This window comes from Methylobacterium sp. WL69 (assembly GCF_008039485.1).
Lineage (GTDB): Bacteria > Pseudomonadota > Alphaproteobacteria > Rhizobiales > Beijerinckiaceae > Methylobacterium.
Genome location: NZ_VRUZ01000016.1, coordinates 1 through 24,969, shown reverse-complemented (window position 1 = coordinate 24,969; position 24,969 = coordinate 1). Strand labels below are relative to the sequence as shown.

21 protein-coding genes and 1 pseudogene are annotated in these 24,969 nt (G+C 72.1%); 16 read left to right on the top strand and 6 right to left on the bottom strand.

What is annotated here, in order from left to right; genetic code table 11:
• Positions 1 to 5 precede the first annotated feature (5 nt).
• From FV218_RS07205 to panC, 8 genes are all read left to right on the top strand, one after another.
• Positions 6 to 929: a DUF58 domain-containing protein gene (locus FV218_RS07205; RefSeq protein WP_147709229.1), complete on the top strand. Its 924-nt coding sequence runs from the start codon at positions 6 to 8 to the stop codon at positions 927 to 929.
• A gap of 24 nt (positions 930 to 953) precedes the next feature.
• Positions 954 to 1,430: a DUF4381 family protein gene (locus FV218_RS07200; protein WP_056090121.1), complete on the top strand. Its 477-nt coding sequence runs from the start codon at positions 954 to 956 to the stop codon at positions 1,428 to 1,430.
• A gap of 1 nt (position 1,431) precedes the next feature.
• On the top strand, positions 1,432 to 2,448 hold the full coding sequence (locus tag FV218_RS07195) for a VWA domain-containing protein (protein WP_056090124.1): 1,017 nt from the start codon (positions 1,432 to 1,434) through the stop codon (positions 2,446 to 2,448).
• Positions 2,445 to 3,374: a vWA domain-containing protein gene (locus FV218_RS07190; RefSeq protein WP_147709228.1), complete on the top strand. Its 930-nt coding sequence runs from the start codon at positions 2,445 to 2,447 to the stop codon at positions 3,372 to 3,374. The genes FV218_RS07195 and FV218_RS07190 overlap by 4 nt, the downstream gene beginning before the upstream one ends.
• Complete coding sequence (locus tag FV218_RS07185) at positions 3,374 to 4,270, top strand: tetratricopeptide repeat protein (protein ID WP_147709227.1); 897 nt, start codon at positions 3,374 to 3,376, stop codon at positions 4,268 to 4,270. Before FV218_RS07190 ends, FV218_RS07185 begins: the two co-directional genes overlap by 1 nt.
• Before the next feature lie 182 nt (positions 4,271 to 4,452).
• Positions 4,453 to 5,697: a BatD family protein gene (locus FV218_RS07175; protein ID WP_147709249.1), complete on the top strand. Its 1,245-nt coding sequence runs from the start codon at positions 4,453 to 4,455 to the stop codon at positions 5,695 to 5,697.
• Between the two features lie 65 nt (positions 5,698 to 5,762).
• Complete coding sequence (locus FV218_RS07170; protein ID WP_147709226.1) at positions 5,763 to 6,140, top strand: hypothetical protein; 378 nt, start codon at positions 5,763 to 5,765, stop codon at positions 6,138 to 6,140.
• A gap of 102 nt (positions 6,141 to 6,242) precedes the next feature.
• Positions 6,243 to 7,103, top strand: coding sequence for a pantoate--beta-alanine ligase (panC, locus tag FV218_RS07165; RefSeq protein WP_147709225.1), 861 nt, complete (start codon positions 6,243 to 6,245; stop codon positions 7,101 to 7,103).
• Here panC and FV218_RS07160 read toward each other — a convergent pair.
• The 5 genes from FV218_RS07160 to FV218_RS07140 all read right to left on the bottom strand — a co-directional run bounded on the left by FV218_RS07160 (position 7,093) and on the right by FV218_RS07140 (position 12,733).
• Positions 7,093 to 8,283 carry a PHB depolymerase family esterase gene (locus FV218_RS07160; RefSeq protein WP_147709224.1) on the bottom strand — a complete coding sequence of 397 codons (1,191 nt, stop codon included), beginning with the start codon at positions 8,281 to 8,283 and terminating at the stop codon, positions 7,093 to 7,095. The two genes, panC and FV218_RS07160, sit on opposite strands and share 11 nt — an antisense overlap.
• A 79-nt stretch (positions 8,284 to 8,362) precedes the next feature.
• Entirely contained in the window at positions 8,363 to 8,806 is a 444-nt protein-coding gene (locus FV218_RS07155) for a CopG family transcriptional regulator (protein ID WP_147709223.1), read from the bottom strand.
• A gap of 150 nt (positions 8,807 to 8,956) precedes the next feature.
• Positions 8,957 to 11,209: a xanthine dehydrogenase family protein molybdopterin-binding subunit gene (locus FV218_RS07150; protein WP_147709222.1), complete on the bottom strand. Its 2,253-nt coding sequence runs from the start codon at positions 11,207 to 11,209 to the stop codon at positions 8,957 to 8,959.
• Between the two features lie 10 nt (positions 11,210 to 11,219).
• Complete coding sequence (locus tag FV218_RS07145; RefSeq protein ID WP_147709221.1) at positions 11,220 to 12,230, bottom strand: xanthine dehydrogenase family protein subunit M; 1,011 nt, start codon at positions 12,228 to 12,230, stop codon at positions 11,220 to 11,222.
• A complete protein-coding gene (locus FV218_RS07140; protein ID WP_056090146.1) occupies positions 12,227 to 12,733 on the bottom strand; it encodes a (2Fe-2S)-binding protein in 507 nt (168 codons plus the stop codon). The genes FV218_RS07145 and FV218_RS07140 overlap by 4 nt, the downstream gene beginning before the upstream one ends.
• A gap of 213 nt (positions 12,734 to 12,946) precedes the next feature.
• Here FV218_RS07140 and FV218_RS07135 point away from each other — a divergent pair, with 213 nt between their 5' ends.
• The 8 genes from FV218_RS07135 to gltX all read left to right on the top strand — a co-directional run bounded on the left by FV218_RS07135 (position 12,947) and on the right by gltX (position 23,808).
• Positions 12,947 to 14,344: a M20/M25/M40 family metallo-hydrolase gene (locus tag FV218_RS07135; RefSeq protein ID WP_056090149.1), complete on the top strand. Its 1,398-nt coding sequence runs from the start codon at positions 12,947 to 12,949 to the stop codon at positions 14,342 to 14,344.
• Between the two features lie 44 nt (positions 14,345 to 14,388).
• On the top strand, positions 14,389 to 15,063 hold the full coding sequence (locus tag FV218_RS07130) for a hypothetical protein (RefSeq protein ID WP_147709220.1): 675 nt from the start codon (positions 14,389 to 14,391) through the stop codon (positions 15,061 to 15,063).
• Positions 15,060 to 16,919, top strand: a complete 1,860-nt coding sequence (locus FV218_RS07125; RefSeq protein WP_147709219.1) for a glycosyltransferase — start codon at positions 15,060 to 15,062, stop codon at positions 16,917 to 16,919. Before FV218_RS07130 ends, FV218_RS07125 begins: the two co-directional genes overlap by 4 nt.
• Positions 16,916 to 18,970 carry a glycosyltransferase gene (locus FV218_RS07120; protein ID WP_147709218.1) on the top strand — a complete coding sequence of 685 codons (2,055 nt, stop codon included), beginning with the start codon at positions 16,916 to 16,918 and terminating at the stop codon, positions 18,968 to 18,970. Before FV218_RS07125 ends, FV218_RS07120 begins: the two co-directional genes overlap by 4 nt.
• Complete coding sequence (locus FV218_RS07115) at positions 18,967 to 19,833, top strand: hypothetical protein (protein WP_147709217.1); 867 nt, start codon at positions 18,967 to 18,969, stop codon at positions 19,831 to 19,833. Before FV218_RS07120 ends, FV218_RS07115 begins: the two co-directional genes overlap by 4 nt.
• Positions 19,834 to 19,915: 82 nt before the next feature.
• The gene (locus FV218_RS07110) at positions 19,916 to 21,088 is read left to right on the top strand and encodes an FIST N-terminal domain-containing protein (protein WP_147709216.1); all 1,173 of its coding nucleotides are present in this window, start codon (positions 19,916 to 19,918) and stop codon (positions 21,086 to 21,088) included.
• A gap of 10 nt (positions 21,089 to 21,098) precedes the next feature.
• Positions 21,099 to 22,451 (top strand): hybrid sensor histidine kinase/response regulator, encoded by a 1,353-nt coding sequence (locus FV218_RS07105; RefSeq protein ID WP_147709215.1) that lies wholly within the window; start codon positions 21,099 to 21,101, stop codon positions 22,449 to 22,451.
• Positions 22,452 to 22,461: 10 nt separating this feature from the next.
• Complete coding sequence (gltX, locus tag FV218_RS07100) at positions 22,462 to 23,808, top strand: glutamate--tRNA ligase (RefSeq protein WP_147709214.1); 1,347 nt, start codon at positions 22,462 to 22,464, stop codon at positions 23,806 to 23,808.
• On the opposite strand, the pseudogene FV218_RS07095 reads toward gltX, so the two are convergent.
• Positions 23,805 to 24,768, bottom strand: a pseudogene (locus tag FV218_RS07095) (IS481 family transposase). The gene gltX and the pseudogene FV218_RS07095 overlap by 4 nt on opposite strands.
• Positions 24,769 to 24,969 lie beyond the last annotated feature (201 nt).

The window sequence follows — 24,969 nt, the reverse complement described above, 5'->3', positions numbered from 1 at the left end:
CCGCCATGGCCTCCCCGTCCGTTCCCGATCCGACGCAGGCGCCCGGCATCCACCTCTCGGGCGAGGCCCTCATGGGCCTGCGCCACCTCGCCCGGCGTGGCACGTCCCCGGCCACCCGCACCCTCGCGGGGCTGCCGGGCGGCATCGTCACCCGGCGGCGCGGGCGCGGCTCCGAGCCCGACGACGTGCGCCTGTGGTCCGAGGGCGACGACCGCCGCCACATCGACCGCAACGCCACCGCCCGCACGGGTATCCTGCACGTGCGCACCCACCACGACGAGCGCGACCGCGCCGTGGTGCTGCTCGTGGATTTCCGGCCGTCCATGCTGTTCGGCACCCGCCGGGCGCTCCGCTCGGTGGCCGCCGCCGAGGCCCTGGTGCTCCTCGGCTGGCGGGTGGCCGGCGATGGCGGCCGGGTCGGCCTCGTGGCGATCGGGGCCGGCGAACCCGTGGTGGTGCGCCCGGCTGCGGGCGAGCGGGCCATGACCGCCGTCACCGGGGCCTTGGCCATGGCGCATGCCCGGGCCCTGGCGGAGGCCTCCACCCAGGACCCGCCCCTGTCGCGCGCCCTCACCCTGGCCCGGAGCCTGCTGCCGTCGGGCGGTCACCTCGTCCTCGGCACCGCCCTCGACAATCCGGGGGAGGATTTCGATCACCTTCTCACGGTGATGGCCGAGCGCCTGTCGATCCGCCTCGTGCTGGTGAGCGACGCCTTCGAACGCACCCGCCCGCCGGGCTTCTACCCCTTCGCCACCCAGGACGGCCGGCGCGGCACCGTGCAGGCGAGCCGCGCCGACCGCCCGCCGGGCGACGCCGACGCCCGCCTGGTGGAGTATGCGCGGCGCGGCATCGAGGGCCTGCGCCTCGACGTCGAGGCGGGGCCGGAGGCCTATGCCCCCCTCATGGAACGGCTCGATGCGGTGCTTTGAAATCCGCGCCGACGGACGGTGCCCATGAATCCCGCAAACGCCCCCGCCGACATCCCCGCCGGCCTCGACCAGCTGCGCGGCCTGCACCTGCCCGCCGAGGCCGCCGGCGCGGCGCAGGGGCCGGTGGTGCTCGCCCTCGCCCTCGGCTTCACGGCGGCCTTGCTCGTCGGCCTCGTCCGGTATCTCAGGGCGCGGCAGCGGGGCACCGTGCGCCGGGTCGCCGCGCGCGAACTCGCCGCCGCAAACGCCCTGCCGCCGGGGCCGCGCCGGGTCGCGCAGGCGCGCCTTCTGCGCCGCCTCGCCCGCACCCTGCGGGGCGACGCCGCGGCCTCGACGCAGGGGGACGCGTGGGCCGCCACCCTCGACGGCCTGTTCGCCACGGACTTCTTTACCAAGGGCGCCGGCCGGACCTTCGCCGACGGGCTCTACCGCCGCGACCCGCCCGAACCCGGCCTCATCGATGCGGAACTCGGCCGACTGATGCAGCGGATCGGGGCCTGACATGCCGAACTGGCTCACCGCGCTCGCCTCGGCCTTCGACCTCGCGAGCCCCTACGCCCTGCTGCTCCTGCCCCTGCCGCTGCTGGCCGCCCGCCTGATGCCGGCTGAGCGGGTCGGATCGAGCGGTGCCCTGCGCGTGCCCGCCTCCCTCGTCGCCGCTGCGGCCCGGGGCGACAGCGTCGCCGCCCGAGGCCGGGGCCGCGCCGTGCTGGTCTGGACCCTGTGGGCGGCCCTGGTGGCGGCCCTGGCCGGTCCCCGCCTCGTCCTCCCCGCCACGGCGCTGCCGGCCTCGGGCCGCGAGATCATGCTGGTGATGGACCTGTCGGGCAGCATGGAGCGGCGCGACTTCGCCCTCGACGGCCAGACCGTGAACCGGCTGGCGGCGGTCAAACGCGTCGGCACCGACTTCATCCGCCGCCGGGCCGGCGACCGCATCGGCCTCGTGATCTTCGCCAACGAATCCTACGTCGCCGCGAGCCCGAGCTTCGACACCGCCACCGTCGCCCGGGCGCTGGACGAGGCGACCATCGGGCTCGTCGGCCGCTCCACCGGCATCGGCGACGGCCTCGGCCTCGCCCTGAAGCGCCTCACGCCGGCCCCCTCGGCCGAGACCGGCGAGGCCGCCCCGCCCGTGACCGCCAAGGTGGTGATCCTGATGACGGACGGGGCCAACAATGCCGGCCAGACCACGCCGCGCGATGTCGCGGGCCTCGCCAAGGAACTCGGGGTCCGGGTCCACACCATCGCGCTCGGCCCCCGCGACCTCTCCAACGCCGAGGGCGAGCAGGATGTGGTCGACACCGAGACCCTGCGGGAGATCGCCGAGCTCACCGGCGGCCGGATGTTCCGGGTGAAGACCACCGAGGACCTTGTCGCCATGGCGGACGCCATCGATGCCATCGAGGGCGGGCGCGCCAAGGCGCCGCCCCTGCCCCTGCGAAAGGACCTTTGGCCGTGGCCCGCCACCGTCGCGTTCCTGTGCGCGGCCGGCCTCCTGGCGGCGAGGCGGGTCGCGTGAGCCTCCTCGACACCCTCGCGGTGCTGCGGCCCTGGTGGCTCGCGGCGATCCCCCTCGTCGTGGCCCTGGCGCTCCGGGCCGCCTGGCGCTCGGCGCCCCTCGGCGATTGGGCCAAAGCCGTCGATCCCGGCCTCATGGCGCTTCTGACCAAGCGCGGCGCCGTGCTCGGCGGACGCCGGCAGGCCAACCTCGCCGCGGCGCTCGCCGCCGGCCTCATCGCCGTGGCCCTCACGGGACCCGCCGTGGAGCGGCCCGACGCCACCACCTTCCGCAACCTCGACGCCACCGTGGTGGTGGTCGATCTCTCGCGCTCCGTCGCCGAGGGCGGGCGCCTCAAGGACGTGCGCCAGATCGCCGAGGGCATCGCCCAGGCGGCCGGCACCCGCAGCGTCGCCGTGGTGGTCTATGCCGGGGACGCCTACCTGGCGATCCCGCCCACCACCGACCGCGACGCGCTGGCCTCCACCCTGTTCGCCCTGGATGGCGACACGGTGCCCGACCGGGGCACCCACCCCGAACGTGGCCTCGCCCTGGCGCGCCGGACCCTGTCGGAGGCCGGGGTCATCGCCGGCGACGTGGTGCTGGTGACGGACGGCGACGGCATCGGGGACGCCGCCACCCGCGAGGCCGCGGCGATCCGGGCCAAGGGCTGGGCCCTGAGCGGGGTCTTCGTGCCCGCCGGCCCGAGCCTGCCGGCCGGCTCGCCGAAGCCCGACCGCGCGGCGCTGGAGCGCCTCGTCGCCACGGGCGGCGGGCGTCTCGCCGACCTCGACGCGCCGGGACCCGTCCTCGACATCGTCGGGGCGAGCACGGCCCAGCACCTCGCCGCCGGCGGCTACACCGTCCTGGCCTTCGCCGATCTCGGGCGCTGGCTGATCCTGCTGGCGCTCCTGCCGGCGCTGGCCCTGTTCCGCCGGAGCGCCTGATGCCCCTCGCGCTGCCGCTCGCCTTCCCGCGCCGCTGGACCACCTGGGCCCGCCTTGCCGGCCTCGGCCTCGCGGCCGCCGGCATCCTCGGCCTCGCCCTGGTGTCGCAGCCGCGCACGGGTCTCGGACGGACGCTCCTGGGCCTCGGCCTGCCCGGGGCCGCCGCCGCCATCCTCGACGATCCGGCCTGGCGCGGCCCGGCCCTCTACCAGGCCGGGCGCTACGACGAGGCCGCCGCCCTGTTCCGCGCTGCCGGGCGGCGCGGGGCCTACAACCTCGGCAACGCCCTCGCCAGGGCCGGCGACCTGCAGGGGGCGCTGGACGCCTACGACGCGGCCCTCACCTACAATCCGCGCGACGCCGACGCCCAGGCCAACCGCTCCCTCATCGCCCGCCTCGTCGACGAGGGGGCCGGCGATCCCGGCAAGGGCGGCGGCGTCGCCAATGCGACCGCGACCACGGGCGCGCGCTACAACAAGACCTCGAACCAGGACCCCAACGACGACACCCAGGCGACGTCGAGCGGCGAGGGACTAGCCGGCAACAAGGAGGGCGGCACCACCTCCTCGACGCCGGGCAACAGCAAGGTGGCACGGCGGGGCAAGGCCGAGCAGGTCTCGGTGGAGTCCGGCAAGGGCGAGGCGCGCGGTTCGGCCAGCGACGCCGCCGGGCGCGGGCGCACGGGCGCCGGCTCGGCCATGGTCGCCGCCGCCCCCGAGCGGGAGGTGCGGCGGGTGACGAAGAGCTTCGAGGCCCACGAGATCCGGCCCGACCGCCTCTGGCTCCAGACCCTGCCGGACGATCCCGGCCGTTATCTCAAGCTGCGCCTCAAGGCCGAGCAGGCCGTGCGCGTGGAGGCCGGCACGGCCGTGCCGGGGGGGAGCAACCCATGGTGAGCGGTCACTGGTTCTGGCTGGTCTTCAGCGCGCATCCCCTCTCCCCTCTGCGGGAGAGGGTGGCCCGCGTCAGCGGGTCGGGAGAGGGGAGCCCGCTGTCTGGAGAGGTTGCCCCCTCTCCCGCCTGCTCCGCAGGCACCCTCCCCCGCAGGGGGGGGAGGGTTCGCTCACTGGCCGCTTCGCTGTTGGCCGCCGTGTTCCTGATCCTTCCTGGGCTTGCCCGCGCCGAGATCGGCCCCGGCGACCTCACCCTCACGGTGACCCCGGAGCGCAACGGCAACGCCGACCCGTTCTCGCGCGAAATGGTGCTGCTGCGCATCCGCGGGGTCTACCGCCAGCCGATCCTGCTGGAGGAAGTGATCCAGCCGTCGCTCGCGAATTTCAGCTGGACCCAGCTCGGCCGCGACACCTGGTCGAAGACGCGTCTGCCGGACGGGCAGGTCGCCATCGCGTTCGACCGGGTGGTGGCGATCTTCCCGCACCATCCGGGCGACTTCACCCTCGATCCGTTCCTCCACCGCCTCACCGTCAACGACGGCGGCATCCGGAAAGTGGTCGACGTACCCTCGCCCCCGGTGCAGCTCTCCGTGGCGAACTGGACGAAGCCCGTCGGCGGCCCCGACGCCAAGGAGCCGTGGTGGCTGCCGGCCCGCGAGGTCACCATCACGGATTCGTGGAGCCCGGACCCGGAGACGGTGAAGATCGGCGAGAGCACCCGGCGCATCGTCACCCTGGAGGCGCACGGCATGGTCGCCGAAGGCCTGCCGCCCCGGCCGGTCATGCGCACGCGCGGCATCCTCACCTTCGCCGGGCCGGTGACCCGCGAGACCATCATCACCCCCACGGGCCCCATCGCCCGGGCGACCTACCAATGGGACGTCCGGCCGGCCATCGCGGAGGTGATCCCCTTGGACGCCATCGTCATCCCGTGGTTCGACACCGTGTCGCGGACCCTGCGCGAGGCCGAAATTCCGGCCCGCCAGATCGGCGGCGGCCTGCCCGACCGGGAGGAGGACGCCAAGCCGGTCACGCCGGCCTCGCCCCTCGTGGTGATGGCGGCGGCTTTGGCCGCGTTCGGTTTCGGCCTGGCGCTCATCGGGTTCGGAGCGCCGACGCGGCCGCGGCCGCGCCTCGACCGTGCCACCCGCCGCGCCCTGGCGCAGGCCGCGGCCGCCGGCGACGCGGCCGCCTTTCGGACCCGCCTCACGCCCGCCCTCCAGGGGACGCCGGACCTCGCGCGGGCCTGGCGTGCGGACCCGGCGATCGCCGCCGGCCTCGGGGCCCTCGACGGCGCCGTCTACGGGCGCGGCCCCGCCACCGCCCTCGACCTGCCGGATCTCGCCCGGCGCCTCGCCCGTCCGGTCCCGGCTCCGGCCCGGCGGCGCGCGAACCATGGCCGCCTCGCCGACCTCGACGGGCGGTCCTGACGTCCGTCGTGGTTAACCGCCGGTTTACGTCCCTCTGCCAAGTCTGGCCCGCGGGGAGCGGAGCGATGCGGTCGACGACGAGGGGGCAGCGGCTGTCGGCGGGGCTGGTCGCCCTGGCGCTTCCGCTCGGCTGGCCGGTCCGGGCGGCGGATTTCACCGAGACGGGGCGGCGCTCCGACGGTCCCGCGACCTATGCCGAACCCCTGCCGCGCTACTTCCCCCGGGCCGAGGGCGACGATTCCGTGGTGCGCCGCTCACCGGTGCCGCGCCGTCGCGTGGCCGGCTGCATCCCGCGCCGGGTTCCGATCCCCACCGATGCGCCGGGCGATCCGAGCTACGTCGGCTCCGGCTACGGTCTCGGCAAGCCCAGCTATTACGGGTTCACGCCGCCCCTCGGCGTCGACGATCCCTACGGCCGGCCCCTGCTGCCCTACTGTCCCTGACGACTGGCGCCGGCGCGGCGGGGCGATTAGGTCTGCGCCCATGCGCGCGACCTGAAACTGCGCGCGACCTGAAGACTGCGCGCGACCCAGACGGAGCCTCCCGTGTCCGATCAAGCCATCCTTCGGTTCGATGCCGTGGCCCCCTTGCGGGCGCGGGTGGCGGCGTGGCGCGGGGCCGGCGAGTCCGTGGTGCTGGTGCCGACCATGGGTGCCCTGCATGCCGGGCACCTCGCCCTCGTGGCGCGGGCGCGCGAACTCGGGCGCCGCGTGGTGGCGAGCATCTTCGTCAACCCGACGCAGTTCGGCCCCACCGAGGATTTTTCACGCTATCCCAGGGACACCGAGACGGACCTCGCCCTGCTGGCGGAGGCCGGGGCGGACGCCGCCTACCTGCCCGACATCGCCACCATGTACCCGCCGGATTTCTCCACCCGCATCGTGGTCGACGGGCTCACGGAGGGCCTGTGCGGCCAGTTCCGGCCGGGGCATTTCTCCGGTGTCGCCACCGTGGTGACGAAGCTGCTGAACCAGGCCCAGCCCGACATCGCCCTGTTCGGCGAGAAGGACTACCAGCAGCTCCTGGTGATCCGCCGCGCCGTGCGCGACCTCGACCTGCCCGTGGCGATCCGGGGCGTGCCGACCCTGCGGGAGACCGACGGCCTCGCCCTGTCCTCGCGCAACCGTTATCTCAGCGCGCAGGAGCGGGCCGTGGCCCCCCGGCTGCACAGGGTCCTGACCGGCATTGCCGAGGGCCTGTCGGCGGGGGCCGAGGCGGGGCCGCTCGTGGCGAAGGGGCATGCCGCCCTGGATGCCGCCGGCTTCGCGCCGGTGCAGTACCTCGAAATTCGCGATGCCGAGACCCTGGCGCCGGTCACGCGCGCCGACCGGCCCGTGCGGGTCCTGGCGGCGGCCTATCTCGGCCGCACCCGTCTCATCGACAATGTCGCGGCGCTCAGGTCTTGAGCGGGTTCGCCAGGAAGAAGTTCAGCATGGCGCGCGACGCGTCCGGCCCGCGCGGGTCGGTGTAGCTGCCGGCCGGCGTGCCGCCGGACCAAGCGTGGCCGAGGCCCCGGACCATCCAGCTCTCGACGGAGACGTGGCCCTTCGTGTCGGCGTAGCGGGTGCGGAGGTAGGGCAGGCCACCGGCGCTGACGGCCTCCGTGGTCTCGGGTGTCAGGCCGCCGATGCCCGCCTGGGCCAGGGCCTGGGCGCCGTTGCGCGGATTGACCGTGCCGTCGCTCTCGCCGTGGAAGACGATGGTCGGCATCGGAGTCACGGGGACGATGCAATCCGCCTCGGCCACGGGACCGAGGCGCATCACCGTCAGGGCCGCCGAGACGTCTCGGGCGCAACCCGCCGCCAGCCCCGAATGGATGCCGACCGCCGCGAACAGTTCGGGATAGGCATGGGCCACGTTGGCCGCCGCCGCTCCGCCCGCCGACAGGCCGGCGATGAAGACCTGGCGCGGGTCGATCCCGTACTCGGCGATCACCGCCCGGGTCAGGCCGGCGATGATGCCGGTCTCGCCGGCCTCGCGGTCCTGCTCGCCCGGCTGGAACCAGTTCCAGCAGCGCTGGCCGTTGGCCCGGCTGGACTGGCCCGGATAGGCGACGGTGAAGCCGTGCGCCTCGGCCAGGGCGTTCATCCCGGTGCCGGCGGCGAAATCGTCGGGCGACTGGCTGCAGCCGTGGAGCATCACCACGAGGGGACGGTTGCGCGCCCGTGAGCCCGGCACGAACAGCTTGTAGTCGCGGGTCCCGTGCTCGCCGGTGAAGGAGCGCTCGACGAACCGGTCCGCGTCCCGGACGGGCTCGGGCTCCGCCACCTGGCGGCCGAGCACGTCCAGCCCGCGCTGACCCGGCTCCTGCACGCCCCCGCCCAGCCCCTGCACGCCCAGCCCGTGCAGGACCGGGGCGACGCTGCGTCCGAGGCCCTGCGTCACCGTTTCCACCACCTTGCGCAGGCGGTCGGTCAACCCGGCGTCCGCGGTGTGGGCGACGCCGCCATGCGGCTCGGTCGTGCCCTCGCTCAAGCTGCGCTGGACCAGCGCCGAAGCGTCGCCCAGGCGTCCGCTGGCGGTCAGACGGGTCGCCTCCATCATGTCCGCCATGCGGTCCTGCATCCGGTTGTGTTGATCGCTCATCGAAACAATCGCTTTCAGGCTCGATGCGACGCGGGGGACGGACGAGCGGTCCGGGGCGCAGATCGGGAACAGGGGGAGGTCAGCGCAGGCGATCGGCCAAGGCTGCCTTCACGGCCGGGCTCGCCTGCAGGCTGCCCATGACCTCGACGGACGCGATGGCCGCGCGCGCCAGTTCGGGCGAGACGTCGGCGGCGATGCTGGCCATTCCCAGGACGCGGATGTCGAGGGTGGTGCCAGCCTCGCGGTGGGCTTCGAGATCGGCGCGGTCGTAGCGGCGCAAGCCCAGTTCGACGCGCTTGCGCGCCACGGACTGGCGCGTCACCTCGGCGTGCCGCTCGATCTGGTTGCGCACGGCGGTGCGGATGAAGTCGGACCGGTTGGCGTAGACGCTCTCCGACACGAGAAGATCGATGTGTCCGAGATCGACGTAACCGAGATTGATCGTGATCTTCTCGCTGTCCGCGCTCCGCACCACGGGGCGCGTTCTGTCCGATAAACCGAGCACGGCCAACTCCACTACCATCTAGGGAGATGGTATATGGATGTCTTATGGTGCGGCGCAATATGAAATATTGCGCCGCACTTTAGACTCTGATCCCGCACTCGAATGCATGCGCTCCGCATCATGTCGGCCGATGCATCGGTGCCGTGGCGTCTTGCTGCGTCGCGCCGATCAGCCCAGGATCTTGTCGATGGTGATGGGCAGTTCGCGGATGCGCTTGCCGGTGGCGTGGAACACCGCGTTGGCCACCGCCGCCGCCGTGCCAACGATGCCGATCTCGCCCAGGCCCTTCACCCCCATGGGGTTGGCCTTGTCCTCCTCGTCGACGAAGATCGCGTCGATGTCGTGGATGTCGGCGTTCACCGGCACGTGATACTCGCCGAGATTGTGGTTCATGAACCGGCCGAGCGTGTGGTCGAGCATCGACTCTTCCTCGAGGGCCGAGCCGATCCCCATGACCACGCCGCCGAGGATCTGGCTGCGCGCGGTCTTGAGGTTGATGATCTTGCCGGCCGCGATGGCCGAGACCACCCGGGTCACCCGCACCACGCCGAGATCCTCGTCGATCTTCACTTCCACGAACACCGCCGAGTGGGTGTAGGGCGCGAACGCCTTCTGGTGGGCGGCATCCGGACCGGCCGAGCCGGTAGCTTCCAGCTTGTCGGTGCCGGTGGCGCGCAGCACGTCGGTGATGGCGATGCCGCGCGCCTCGTCGCCGGCCACCGCGATGCGACCCTCCTTGAACACCGCACGCTCGAAATCGACGTTGGCGAGGGGCGAATCGTCGAGACCGCGCGCGAGAGCGAAGAGCTGTCCGGCCAGATCCTGGCAGGCCCGCATCACCGCCGTGCCGGACGACGCCGCCGTCCACGAGCCGCCGGCCAGGGGCGCCTCGGCGAGATTGGTGTCGCCGAGCTTCGTCGTCACGTCCTCCATGCGCAGGCCGAGGGTGTCGGCGGCGATCTGGGTCAGGATGGTGTAGGTGCCGGTGCCGATGTCCCCGGTGGAATTGCCGACCACGAGCTTGCCGTCGGCGGTGAGAGTCGCCTGGGCACCCGACTGCTGCATCATCGATTCCCAGATGCCCGTCGCCATGCCCCAGCCGACGAGTTCGCGCCCGTCGCGCATGGAGCGGGGCTCCGGATTGCGGGTCGACCAGCCGAAGCGTGTCGCGCCCTCCTCGAAACAGGCGCGCAGGGACTTCGAGCTGAACGGCTTGCCCTCCGTGCGGTCCGACTCGCTGTAGTTCCTGAGGCGCAGGGCGATGGGGTCCTGCCCCGTCTCATGGGCGAGCTCGTCCATGGCGATTTCCAGCGCCATCACCCCCGTCACGGCGCCGGGGGCGCGCATGTCGGACGGCGTGTAGGTGTCGAGCTGGGCGAGCTTGTAGGTGAGGGCGACGTTGTCGCAATCGTAGAGGACGCCCGACCAGTTGACGACGACCTCCTGGTAGTCCTCGAAGTTCGAGGTGCCCGAGATGGCGTCGTGGCGGATCGACTGGAGTCCGCCCGACGCGTCCGCGCCGAGGGATACGGTCTGGAGCACGTCCGGGCGGTAGCCGAAGGAGAACATCTGGTCGCGGGTCAGGACCACGCGCACGGAGCGCTCCAGGGCCCGGGCGGCCAGCACCGCCAGGAACAGCTGGTATTGCGGGCGCAGACCCGACCCGAAGCCGCCGCCGAGATACGGGTTGAGGACCCGGACATCGTCCTTCTTCATCCCGAACACGCCGGCGATGTAACCGTGGGTGTTCGCGACCCCCTGGATCTTGTCATAGACGGTGATCTTGCCGTCTCCCTCCCACACCACCGTGGAGGCGTGGGGCTCCATCGGGTTGTGGTGCTCCACGGCCAGGCGATAATCCTGCGAGACCTTGATGGGCGCATCGTCATAGGCGGTGGCCGCATCGCCCCACGGGGCCGGCGGCGGCTTGATGCCCGAGCGCTTCTTTGGCGGCTCGTAGGCCAGCTCCCGCTGGGCGGACAGGTCCGTGGTCGGCGCCTCGGCCGCGTAGGCGACCTTGACCAGGGACGCGGCGTGGCGCGCCGTGCCGAAATCCTCCGCCACCACGAGGGCGACGGGCTGGCCGCTGTAGTGGATCTTGTCGTCGTACAGGGCCCGGAACGGCGAACCGGGGGGCGCCACGGCGTCCTGGTAATTGTAGTCGAGCCACGCCGTGCGCGGGCGGTTCTCGTGAGTGAGGACCTTGATCACCCCGGGCACCGCCTCTGCGGCCGACGTGTCGATGGCGGTGATGCGACCGCGGGCGATGCCGCTCGACACGACGTAGCCGTGGGCGAGGTCGGGGGCGGAGAACTCGCCGGCATACTTCGCCTGACCGGTGACCTTGGCCGGGCCGTCGACGCGGCTGCGGGCGGTGCCGACATAGGTGTCCGTGCCGGAGGAATTGATGGAGTTGGCCATGGGTGTTCCTCTAGGCGATGCGCTTGTCGGACTGCGACTGGGGCGTGCCGGCGGCGGCCTGGGACAGGCCGCGCACGATGGCGCGTCGCGTGAGCTCGACCTTGAACGCGTTCTCGGATTGGGGCCGGGCCGCGGCCACGACGATGTTGGCGGCGGCCGCGAAGGTCTCCTGCGTCGCCGGCTTGCCGGCGAGGAAGGCTTCCGCGTCCCCGTCGCGCCACGGCTTGTGGGCGACGCCGCCAAGGGCAAAGCGAGCGGACGCGATGGTGTCGCCCTCGAGCCTCATGACGGCGGCGACGGAGACCAGGGCGAAGGCGTAGGACAGCCGGTCGCGCAGCTTGAGGTAGGTGTGGTGCGGCCCGAACTCCTCGTCGGGCAGATCGACGGAGAGGACGATCTCGTCGGGCTTCAGATTGGTGTCGCGCTCAGGCGTGTCGCCCGGCAGGCGATGGTACTCGGCGAAGGGGATCGTGCGCTCACCCTCGGGGCCCGCGACGCGGACCACGGCGTCGAGGGCCGCCAGCCCGACGCACATGTCGGAGGGGTGGGTGGCGATGCAGCTCGGGCTCGTGCCGAAGATGGCGTGGATGCGGTTGACGCCGCCGATGGCCGGGCAGCCGGAGCCGGGCAGGCGTTTGTTACAAGGGGTGGCCTCGTCGTAGAAATAGTAGCACCGGGTGCGCTGGTTGAGGTTGCCGCCGGTGGTGGCCGCGTTGCGCAGCTGGCCGGAGGCGCCGGCGAGGATCGCGCTGGCGAGCAGCGGATAGCGCTCCACCACCTGCGCATCGTACGCCACGGTGGAATTGGTCACGAGGGCGCCGATGCTGAGGCCGCCGTCGCGGGCCTCGATGGCGTTCAGCGGCAGGCGGGTGATGTCGACGAGCCGGTCGGGCTGCTCGACGTTGTACTTCATCAGGTCGACGAGGTTGGTGCCGCCGGCGATGAAGCGGGCGTTGCCGCCGGCCACGGCCTTCACGGCGTCGGCGACGGTCTGAGGCCGGACGTAATCGAAGCGGTTCATTTCGCGGCTCCCGACTGCATCACGTCTTGAATCGCATCGACGATGTTGGTGTAGGCGCCGCAGCGGCAGATGTTGCCGCTCATGGCCTCGCGGATCTCTTCGCGGGACTGGGCGTGGCCCTCCGTCATCATGCCCACGGCCGAGCAGAGCTGGCCGGGCGTGCAGTAGCCGCACTGGAATGCGTCGTGCTCGACGAAGGCCGCCTGGAGCGGGTGGAGGCCGGCGCCCTCGGCCAGGCCCTCGACGGTGGTGATGCTGGCCCCGTCCTTCATCACGGCGAGGGCGAGGCAGGAATTGATGCGGACCCCGTCCACCAGCACCGTGCAGGCGCCGCACTGGCCGTGGTCGCAGCCCTTCTTGGTGCCGGTGAGATCGAGGTCCTCGCGCAGGAGATCGAGGAGGGTGGTCCAGGGGGCGACGTCGAGGGTGCGGGCCTGCCCGTTGATCGTCAGGCTGATGGCGATGGTGTTCGCCGGGCCGGGCGAGCCGCTTTCGATGAGCATGGTGCGTATCCGTGACAGGAGCGGCCGCCGCTGGGGGCGCCGGGCTTCGGGAATCTCGTCGGGACGGCAGGCTGGGAAAAATCATCCATCCGTGGCCGGTCCAATCGATAACCGTTCCAGATTGCCCCTGTTCCCTGGCCGCCCCCGCGCGCGGGTTTGCACCCTCCGGGCGCCTCGGCTAACCCGGTGTCGATTCCAGACGAAGGACGCTCGATGACTGCGCTCGCTCCCGTTCTCAACGACATCGACCGCGATCTCGACAACGCCCTGGAGCGCCTGTTCGCGTTCCTGCGCATTCCGTCCGTCTCCACCGATCCGGCCTATGCCGGCCATTGCCGTGCGGCGGCGCAGTGGCTCGAAGGCACCCTGACGGCGCTCGGCTTCGAGACCGGTATCCACGAGACCTCCCTGCACCCGGTGGTGCTCGCCCACGCGCCGAAGCCCGGCACGCCGCACGTGCTGTTCTACGGTCATTACGACGTGCAGCCCGTGGACCCCCTGGCCCTGTGGGAGACCCCGCCCTTCGAGCCGCGCATGGCCCTGAACGCCAAGGGCGAGCAGCAGATCGTCGGGCGCGGCGCCTCCGACGACAAGGGTCAGGTGATGACCTTCATCGAGGCCTGCCGCGCCTTCAAGGCCATGGAGGGCGAACTGCCCTGCGGCGTCACCATCCTCATCGAGGGCGCGGAGGAGAACGGCTCGCAGGGCCTGCCCGAATGGGTCGCGGCCAACCGCGAGAAACTGGCCGCCGACATCGTGCTCGTGTGCGACACCAGCATGTGGAATCCGACGACACCGGCCATCACCACGTCCCTGCGCGGCCTCGCGTATTTCGAAGTGAAGGTGCGGTGTGCCGACCGCGACCTGCATTCGGGGTTCTTCGGGGGGGCGGCGCGCAACCCGATCCACGTCCTCGCCAAGATCATCGCCGACCTGCACGATGCCGACGGCAGGGTGGCCCTGCCGGGCTTCTACGACGGCGTGCGCGAGACGCCGCCGGAGATCCTCGACCAGTGGCGCGGCCTCGACTTCACCGCCGAGACGTTCCTCGGTCCCATCGGCCTCAACGAGCCCGCCGGCGAGCGCGGACGCATGCTCATCGAACTCGTCCAGTCGCGTCCGGCCTGCGACGTCAACGGCATCATCGGCGGCTATACCGGTGAGGGCACCAAGACGGTGATCGCGGGGCAAGCCAGCGCCAAGGTCTCGTTCCGCCTCGTCGACGATCAGGACCCGGAGGTCTTGGCCCGGACCTTCGAGGCCTTCGTGCGCGAAAGAATCCCGGCCGACTGCTCCGTCGAGGTGATCTGCTACAAGGGCAGCCGCGCCATCAGCCTGCCCTACGACATGCCGGAGCTCGACCTCGCCCGGGCGGCGCTGGCCGAGGAATGGGGCGTGCCCGCCGTGACCATCGGGGCCGGCGGCTCGATTCCCATCGTCGGCGACTTCAAGCGCCTGCTCGACCGCAACACCCTGCTCATCGGCTTCGGCCTCGACGACGACCGCATCCATTCGCCCAACGAGAAGTACGACCTCACGAGCTTCCACAAGGGCACCCGCTCCTGGGCCCGCATCCTGGCGGCCTTCGGCGCCGCCGGACGGACGGCCTGAGGGCGGTACGGGATCGCAGCGTTGCGTAGCCGTCTCCGTTCCGCATGAGTGAGCCTCCCGAGCGGCGGGTCGCCGGGCAGCTTTTCGCGGTGGGCGAGGGGCTGTTCATCGTGCGCTATCCCCTGTCCACCGCCCTGCCGATTCCGTTGCGCCTCCGCGGGGGACACCTCCTGACCTGGGCGTTCTGCGGCCTCGGCCCGAGCGGGGCGGATCCGGCGGCGCTGATCGTGTTCACGGCGGACGCGCCCCCCGAGAGCCTCACCGTCGAGACGCACTTTCACGATGTCGCCGTGACGGTGCCGCCGGTGCAGGCGGGCACCGACCTCGATCCGGCCGCGCGCGCGGCCCTGTGCCCGGCCGTGCTCGGTGCCCTCACGCCCGCGACCGTCGCGCCGCTCGCCGGAATGCTGCCGCTCCTCGGGGCCGCCTTGTCCGCCCTCGCGGAATCCCGTGAAAACCCGCCCGGTCCCAGGCCCGGTCTCACCCCGACGGGCGGGACCGGTGCGATCCTGACGGGCAGCCGCGTTCCGGGCTATCTCGTGCTGCGCGCGGGCGCCCGGTGGCGCTGCCTCCGGGTCGCGGGCGCCCGCCTGAGCTTCGGCGCCGAGCCCCGCGCCGTCCTCGATCTGGCCGAGGCCGGCGGCCCCCCCGAAGGCCCGGCCGAGGCCGCCCTCCTGGTCTGGCCCGGCGAGATCGTCGCCGCCGAGGTGCGATCATGACCCGGCCGACCATCCTCGTCGTCGCGCCGATGCCGGCCTTCCCGACGAGTGCCGGCAACCGGCGCCGCCTCGTGACCACGTGCGAATCCCTGACGCGGGGCGGCTTTGCCGTCGATCTCGCCTATTTCGCCCATGAGGATCAGATCTACCGCCGCTTCGGCCAGCACCCGCCCACCGATGCGGCGGCCATGGCCGAGGGTTTCCAGCGCACGTTCCGCATCGAGCCGAAGGCGGCGATCCCCCTCAAGACCCGCACGCACCATTTCGGCCTCGACGACTGGTGCCCCGACGAAGTCGGGGATTTCGTCGCGTGGTACTGCGCGGCCCACCCCGAGACCCGAGCCGTCCTCGTCAACTACGTGTTCCTGTCGCGCTGCCTCCAGGCGGTGCCGCCCGGCATCCTCACCCTCATCGACACCCACGACCGCTTCGCCGACCGGCAGGCCCAGTACCGCCCGTTCCGCGCCGAGCCGAATTTCTTCTACACCGACGCGGCCGGTGAGGCGGCGGGCCTCGACCGGGCCGACCTGGTGCTGGCGATCCAGGCCGAGGAGGCGGCCCATTTCGCCAAAGCCACCCGCGCCCGCGTCCATCTCCTGCCGCCGCATTTCCCGGCGCGCCGGCCGTTCCGCGCGCCCCGGCGCCTCGCCCGGATCGGCTTCATCGGCCACGGCAACGATCCGAATCTGTTCTCCATCGGCCGCTTCGCCGAGGCCTGGAGCGCCGATTGGGCTCCGGGGCACCCGACCCTCGTCATCGCGGGCGAGATCTGCACCGGCCTCGGCAAAGCGCCGCGACCGGGCATTGAGTTTGCCGGCTATGTCGAGCGGCTGGAGGACTTCTACGATCGCGTCGATCTCGTCGTCGCCCCGATGCTCATGGGCAGCGGCCTCAAGATGAAGGTCGCCGAGGCCCTGTCCTTCGGCATGCCGGTCATCGGCACCGGCATCGGCTTCGAGGGGTTCTCGCCGCGCGTGCCGGCCCATCGCTGCGGGACCGTCGCCGAGGTCAAGGCACAGGTCCTCGCCCTCCGCGACGATCCGGCCGGCCTCGCGAATCTCACCGAGGCCTGTGCGGGACTTTTTGCCGATTACAATGCCGTGACCCGGTCGGCGGAGGACGCTTTCCTGGCGCTGTTGCACCGGCCGGGGGACGGGGCGGAGCCGAACCCGAACAGTGCCCCCCCGGAGGCTGCGCGCGTCGACACCCTGACGCAGGCGTTGCCCGGCGGCACCCTGACCTGCGTCACCGGCCTCGGCACGGCCGAGCGCGTCGAGTCCGAATGGGGCGTCCTCGTCGCCACCGAGCGCGCCGCCCCGCCGGGCGCCGGCCCCTACGCACCTGAGCGCAGACGCTGGTTCGCGCGGGCCGGCGCCGGCCCATCTGCCGGCATCGCCACCGGCATCGCGCAGGGCCTGGCCGGGGCCGAACTGGCCCTCGCGCCCGAATGGGTCCGCGGTCACCGGCTGCCGCCGGCCTTCCGCGCCACCCTGGCAATGGCAATCGCCACGGCGCGGCCCGACTGGGAAGCCGAGGCGCGCCCCGTCGGCGCCGGCCCCAAGCGCATCACCGTCGCCCTCGCCCTGCCGAGCCACCTCGGTGTCGGCCGCCATCCGGGCGCGGCCTTCCTGATCGGGCCCGACGACGCCCGCGAACTGACCCTCGGCGCCGTCGCGCCCCTGGGGCTCACGCAGACCCTGCCGTTCGTGGGCCGGACCCGCACGGACCTCGCCCCCGTCCCCGCGACCCTCACGGTGGAAGGTGCAGATTTGCCGGCAAATGACAGCGTGATCCTCGTCCTGCACGACGACCTCATCGGCCGCGTCACGCTGCCCGGCGCGGGTCGCCGAGCATGACGCCGCCCTTCGAACCCGTGGACGCCCCCGCCGGCCGCAAGGCCGCGCTCGCCGAGGCGGCCCTCGTCTGGAACGCCCTGTTCCTCAACGATGTCCGCATCCGGTACCGCGCCGAGGCGGACCCGCAGGTCTCCATCATCCTCGTCGCGCGCGGTGCGCGCCACATGCTGGCCTGGACCCTCTACCGCCTCGCCGCCGGGCAGGAGCTGGCCGGCGTCTCGTTCGAGGTCATCGTCGTCGACAACGCCTCCGATCCGGAGACCCGCGCCCTGTTCGGGCGCATCGACGGCGCCACCATCGTGCTCAACGAGGACAACATCGGCTTCGGCCCCGCCTGCAACGCCGGGGCGGCCCTGGCCCGCGGACGGCATCTCCTGTTCCTCAACCCCGATGTCGACCTGATGCCCGGCGCCCTGCGCGCCCTCCTCGATACCTTCGGGGAGTTCGACGCCGTCGGCATCGCCGGTGCCCGCCTCGTGTTTCCCGGCGGCCTGCTCCAGGAAGCCGGCGCGAATTTCCACGACGACGCCCAGACCACCCATCCGTATGGCCGCGGCGGAGCCGATCCGTTCGCGGCGGAAGCCTCCTTCGCCCGCGAGGTCGGCTACGTCTCGGGCGCCGTGCTGATGATCGAGGCCGGGTTGTTCACGACCCTCGGCGGGTTCGACGACCTGTTCGCGCCGGCCTATTTCGAGGACACGGACCTGTGCGTGCGCTGCCATCAGGCGGGCCGCCGGGTGGTCTATCAGCCGCGCGCCATCGCGATCCACGTGGAGAACGTCACCAGCGCCCGGCGTGGCGACGTCGAGCAGCTCCTCGATCGCAACCGCGCGCGCTTTCGCGACCGCCACGCCGCCTGGCTGTTCGGGCAGGGACCGCAGCGCACCGGATTCGCCGCCCGCGACCACGATCCCTGGACCCTGCGCATCCTCTACGTCGAGGATCGCGCGCCCCACCTCGACCTCGGCGCCGGCCTGCCGCGCGCTAATCACATCCTCAACGCCATGGCGGCCCTCGGCTACGCCGTGACCCTCTGCTCCATCCACGGCGAGCGCGAGGAACCGGGCCGGCTCTACCGCGACCTCTCCACCCGCATCGAGATCGTCGAGCCCTGCGGCGAAGACGGCCTGCGCCGCCTCGTTCAGGAACGGCCGGACTATTACGACGTGCTGTGGGTCAGCCGGCCGCCGAACATCGATCGGACCTGCCGGGTGCTGCACGACCTCGGCCTCACCCCCCGGGATGTCGGGCGCTCCCGCGTGGTGTTCGATTCGGAAGCGGTCTTTGCGCTTCGCACCTTCGTCACCGACGCGCTGTCCGGCGCCCCGGCCGACGGTCCCGCCCTAGCCCGGTCGTGCGCCCGCGAAGTCCGCCACTTCGCCGTGGCCGACCACGTGGTCTGCGTCTCGCAGGCCGAGGCGCGGGTGCTGCGGGCCCACGGCGTCCCCAACGCCACGGTGCTGGGCCATGCCCTGTCCCCGCCCAACACCCCGCCGGGCTTCGCCGCCCGCGACGGCTTCGTCTTCCTCGGGTCCCTCGCCCGCGAGGGCGAGCCCAACATCGATTCCCTCGACTGGTTCTTTTCGGAGGTCTGGACCCTCCTTCGAACGCGCCTGCCCGAGGCGCATCTCACCGTCGTCGGTGCCGTGGCGCCCTCCATCCGCGAGCGCCTCGCCGGCGCGGGCGTGCGCATCCTCGGCCGGGTCGCGGATGTCGGCCCCGTCCTCGACGCCGCCCGCGTCTCGCTGGCCCCGACGCGGTTCGCCGCCGGCATCCCGCACAAGGTCCACGAGACCGTGGCGCGGGGCCTGCCGGGGGTGGTCACGCCGATCCTCGCCGAACAGATCGGCTGGCCGGACGGCACCGGCTCCCTCGTGCGCGACTGGCGCGATCCCGCCGGCTTCGCCGGGGCCCTGGCGGACCTCCACACGGACGAGGCCCTCTGGAGGGCGGTTCAGCGGGCGGGCCTCGCCCGGATCGGAGCGGAATGCGATCCCGCCGCCTACGCGCAGACCCTGCGGCGCCTGTGCGAGGCCCCGACCTTCGCATGAGCACCAAGCCCACCCCCCGCCAGCGCATCGTCGCGAGCGTCACGAAGGCCATTCGCCGGCTCACCATCGGCCGGGTCCCCCGCCTGTTCGACGCGGATTTTTACCGGGCGACCTATCCGGATGTCGCCCGCTCCGGCGTCGACCCGTACCTCCACTACGTCCGCCGCGGCGTCGGCCTCACCTACGATCCGAACGCCGATTTCGACACGGCGTTCTACCGCCGCCAGAGCGGACCGGCCCGCCTCGACCCCATCCGGCACTACCTGCGTGCGGGCGCCGCCGCCGGCCTCGATCCGAGCCCGGCCTTCAGCACCCTGATGTACCTCGCCCGCTACCCCGATGTCGGCCGGGCCGGCATCAACCCCCTGCTGCATTACCGCCAGGACGGGCGCCCCGAGGGCCGCATCGCCGCCCCGTCCGCGTCCGATCCCGACCAGTGGGTGGCGCTCGCCGGCGTGCGCGCCGCGCACCGCTGGGACTATCCCTCCCAACGGGGGCCGCGCTTCGCCCTCACCCTGCGGCGCGACGTCCCCGTGACGGCCTGCCCCGACCACGCCCCCCGGATCTGCCTCGTCCTGACCCTCGACGGGGCCGAGACCGCCGCCCTCGTCGAATCCATCGAGGGGTTCTCGCAAGGGGCCCAGGACGCCGTCACCCTCGACGTCGACACCGCCGCGCGACCCCATCCGCCGCGCCCGACCGCGATCCTCGCCCTGGAGCACTGCTTCCATGGGCCCGGCGCGGACGGCACGGTGCTGTTGCGCTACGCCGAAGCCCGGCTCTGGGACCTCGTGCCCGAGCGTCCGCACCTGCGGGCCATCGGCCGGGGCGGCGGCCTCTCCGTTCGCGAGACCGTCCCCTGAGGCGCGCTTGCCGCGGTCATGGCGGACTGACACAGTCGGCCTCGGAGGGGCGAAACGTCCCTCCCCACCACGGGAGCGAAGCGTGAGCCACGGCACGCAGGTGCGCACGCATCTGTGCGGAATCCGGACGGCCTGGACGGACGCGTCCGAAGCCCGCGCGGCCGTGTCCGACCTCGCCGCCGCCATCGGGTCGGCCGACCTGTCGCAGATCGTGGTGTTCTTCTCGTCCGACTACTGCGTCGACACCCTCAATCACGCCCTGGCGGAGCACTTTCCCGCGGTGCCGGTCGCCGGCTGCACCATGTCGGGCGGGATCAGCCCGGCCGGGGGCCTGGCCCGCGGCCTCGTCCTCATCGCATTTCCGGTGGCCGGCTTTCGCATCGTCTCGGCGGTGCTCGACGCCATCGACCACCTCGACGTCGCCCGCACCGCCGCCGCCGTCCGCGCCCTGCGCCGCACCCTCGGCGGGGAGGCCGGCGAGCCGCCCCCGGGCGGGCGCTTCGCCCTCTCGCTCATCGACGGGCTGGCCAATGCCGAGGAGACCGTGGTCTCGGCCATCGCCTGGGCCCTCGACGGCATTCCCCTCGTCGGCGGCTCGGCCGGCGACGGCCTCGACTTTCGCGAGGCGACCCTCCTGCACGGCGGCGCGATCCACCGGCGGGCGGCGGTGCTGCTCCTCGTCGAGACCGCCTACCCGACGCAGATCTTCAAGAGCGACAATTTCGAGCCGACGACGACGAAGTTCGTAGTGACGGCTTCCGACGACGAGCACCGCATCGTCTACGAGCTCAACGCCGAGCCGGCGGCGCGGGAATACGCCATGGCGGTGGGGCTCGACCCCGAAGGGCTCACGCCCATGAGCTTTGCCGCCTATCCGCTCGCGGTGCGGATCGGCGGCGAGTATTTCTGCCGCTCGATCCGCCGCCTCGACCCGGAGGACGGCTCGCTCAGCTTCTTCTGCGCCATCGACGAGGGCGTGGTGCTCACCCTCGCCCGGCCGCGCGACATCGTCGCCACCACCCGGGCCGAGCTCGAACGCCTCGACGCGCAGCTCGGCGGCATCGACCTCGTCATCGGCTTCGACTGCATCCTGCGCCGCCTCGACGCCGAGCACGCGCAAAATCGCCACGGCATCTGCGACCTCTACCGGCGCTACGACGTCGTCGGCTTCGAGACCTACGGCGAACAGTACCGCGCCATGCACCTCAACCAGACGTTTACGGGGATCGCCATCGGGCGGCGTTCATCCCGATGAGTTTCGCCCCATGAGCGCGGCCCCGGATTCCGACGGCGCCCGCCGCATCGCCAAGCTCGAGCGCATCAACGCCGCGCTCATGGCCCATGTCGAGCGCAGCTTGGACCAGCAGGGCAGCGCCTATTCGCTGTTCCAGACGGCGATCATGCTGGAGGGGCGCGTCCGCTCGCGCACGGAGGAACTGACCGGGCTGATGCACAGCCTGGAGCGCTCCAACGCGGCCCTCGTCGCGGCCAAGGAAGAGGCGGAGACCGCCAACCGCTCGAAGACCCGCTTCCTCGCCGCCGCCAGCCACGACCTGCTCCAGCCCCTCAACGCCGCCCGCCTCTCGGCCTCGGTGCTGGCCGACATACCCCTGACCCCGGATGCGCGGGCGATCTCGGGCCAGATCGAGCGCGGGCTGCAGACCATCGAGGACCTGATCAAGACCCTCCTCGACATCTCCAAGCTCGATGCCGGCGTGGTGCGCCCCGTGATCCGGCCCGTGCGCCTGTCCGATCTGCTCGCCGGCATCGCCGCGAGCTTCCAGCGCAGCGCCGCGGGCAAGGGCCTGCGCCTGCACGTGCGCGGCCCGGACCGCGTCGTGGCGAGCGATCCGGTGATGCTCGGGCGCATCGTGCAGAACCTCGTCTCCAACGCCCTGCGCTACACGTCCTCCGGCGGGGTGCTCATCGCCGTGCGGATGCGGGGCGGCGCAGCCCGCATCGAGGTGATCGACACCGGCTGCGGGATCATTCCGGCCGAGCGCGCCCTGGTGTTCGAGGAATTCTATCGCGGCGCGGCCGAGACCATGGATTCCGAGCCGGGCCTCGGCCTCGGCCTCGCCATCGTCCAGCGCATGGCGACGGCCCTCTTCCATCCCCTGGCCCTCGCCTCTCGCCCCGGGCACGGCACCCGCGTGAGCCTGACGGTCCCGCTCAGCCCGGCCCTGCCGGACGCCGAAATCCGTGTCAGCCCGGTCGTCACGCGCCTGACCGGCGCCAAGATCCTCGTCGTCGAGAACGATCCGGCCACGGCCGACGCCCTCGCCCGCCTCCTGCGCACCTGGGACGCCGAGGTTGTCGTGGTGCGCGATCTCGCCGGGGCGCGGGCGGCCGGTCCGGTGCCGGACCTGCTCATCCTCGACTACCACCTCGACAGCGGCGCCTGCGGCCTCGCCGTCGCCGAGCATTTTCGCCAAGCGACCGGGCGGCCCGTGCCCGTCATCGTCACCACCGCCGACCACGGGGCCGCGATCGCGGCCGAAGTCGCGGCAATGGGGGCCGACCTCGTCCACAAGCCGACCCGGCCGGCGGAATTGCGGGCCCTGCTCACCGCCCTGCTGGCGCGCGCGGAGTTTTCCTCGGCTCCGGCCGCCTGCTAGACGGTGGCGCATGACCACCGATCACGCCACGCCCCTCGTCCGCTTCGCGCCGTCGCCCACGGGCTACCTCCACCTCGGCAATGCCCGGCCGGCGCTCCTGAACTTCCTGTTCGCCCGGGCCCGCGGCGGGCGCTTCCTCCTGCGCCTCGACGACACCGACCGGGAGCGCTCGACGGATGAATTCGCCGAGGCCGTCGAGACCGATCTCGCCTGGCTCGGCATCGTGCCGGACCTGCGTGCCCGCCAGTCCGACCGGGCGGCGATCCACGACGCGGCGGCCCAACGCCTCAAGGACGTCGGGCGGCTCTATCCCTGCTACGAGACCCAGGACGAGCTCGAGCGCCGACGCCGGCGCCAGCTCGGGCGCGGCCAGCCGCCCATCTACGACCGGGCGGCGCTCAGCCTGACGGAGGCCGACCGCGCCGCCCTGGAGGCCGAGGGGCGCACCCCCCATTGGCGGTTCAAGCTCGAGCCGCGCACGGTCTCGTGGACCGACCTCGTGCGCGGCGAGGCCCATGTCGAGTGCGCCTCCCTGTCCGATCCCGTGCTGATCCGGGCCGACGGCTCCTACCTCTACACCCTGCCCTCCGTGGTTGACGACGCCGATCTCGGCGTCACCCACGTGATCCGGGGCGAGGACCACGTCACCAACACCGGCGTGCAGGTGCAACTCTTCGAGGCGCTGGGATATCCGGTCCCGGTCTTCGGCCACCACAACCTCCTGACCACGGCGGACGGGGAGGGGCTGTCGAAGCGCCTCGGCCACCTGTCGCTCCGGGGCCTGCGCGAAGCCGGCTACGAGCCGGCGGCCGTGCGCTCGCTCGCCGTCCTCACGGGCTCGGCCGAGGCCGTGCGGGCGGTGCCGTCCCTGGACGAACTCGCTGGTCTCGTCGACCTCGCCCACATCTCGCGGGCGCCGGCCAAGTTCGATCCGCACGAGCTCGACGGCCTCAACGCCCGGCTCATCCACGCCATGCCGGTGGAGGAGGTCCGCGGGCGCCTGGGCGCGCTGGGCGTGCCGGAGGCCGTGATGGAGCCGTTCTGGCTCACCGTCCGGGCCAACCTCGCCAAGGTCGCCGAGGCCGGGGATTGGTGGCGCGTCGTCACCGGCCCCGTCGCGCCGGCGATCGCCGATGCAGGCTTCATCGCGACGGCCGTCGAACTGCTGCCGGCCGAGCCCTGGGACGGGGAGACGTGGAAGGCCTGGACCGGCGCCGTGAAGGCGCGCACGGGCGCCAAGGGCAAGGCCCTGTTCATGCCCCTGCGCCTCGCGCTGACGGGTTTGGAGCACGGCCCGGATCTCGCCGGGCTCCTGCCCCTCATCGGCCGCGCGCGGGTGCTGGAGCGGTTGGCCTAGCTGTTCAGTCCCGAGGTGAGACGGGTCGGATCGTATCTGAAGCGGTCTGGATCGTCTGCCCAGGCCCGGCGGGTCGCCACGTATGGCGTGAGGCCGCGTCGGGTCTTGAGCCGCCGGGCAAAGTTGTAGGCATCGAGGAAGGCGGCGAGGTGGTCCCGTATTTGGTCGTGGCGGTCGTCGTGGTCGCACTTGACGGTTGCCTCCTTGAGGGTCCGGTTCACGCGCTCGACCTGGCCATTGGTCCACGGGTGGTTTGGCTTGGTCAGCTGATGCTCGATGTCGTGCGCCCGGCAGATCTGATCGAAGCGGTTGATGCGGTACAAGGCGGTCGGGCCACGACGGTTCTCGGGCGGCTCGGCGAACGGGATGCCGTTGTCGGTCAGGATGGTGTGCAGGCGGTAGGGACAAGCCTCGATGAGCGCTTCCAGGAAGCCGCAGGCCACGGGCCGATCGGCGCGTTCGTGCAACTGGGCGAAGGCGTATTTAGATGTCCTGTCGATGGCCACCCGGAGGTACAGCTTGCCTTCGCCGGTGCGGACCTCCGCGATGTGGATGTGGAAGAAGCCAATCGGATAAGCCTTGAAGCGCGACCGCTTGGGCTTGTCGCCGCCGACCTCAAGTAACCGGCTGATCCCGTGGCGCTGCAGGCAGCGGTGCAGGGACGAGCGGGTCAGGTGCGGGATGGTGGCCTGGAGCGCGTAGAGGCAGTCGTAGAGCGGCAGGAGGGTGTGCCGGCGGAAAGCAACGATGATCGCCTCCTCTTCGGTCGTGAGCACGGTCGAACGCGGATCCTTCGGTCCCGTGCGCTGGTCGGCGACCGAGGTCCGCTGCTGCCACTTGGCGACCGTCTTTTGCTTGATCCCATAGCGCTTCGAGAGCGCCCTCAGACTCGCTTGACTATGCTGGATCGCTCGACGCCGCCTCAGTCGTCGTGGCGCTGCCGTGAAAAATCTGGCCCATAGCGCGTTCCTCCACTCCGACGTGAAGAATGCACCATCAAACCCTGGGATCAAACATCTAATCGAATCCGCCCCTGTCCGTCGTCAGATGATTTGGGACATTCAGCGGTGTTCAGGAGCGGAGGCTCTGGTCCATCTGGGGTGAGAGGTTAGGCGGCCTGCGCGTGGTGGCGCAAGCGGCGATCCATCAGGGTCTGGCGCT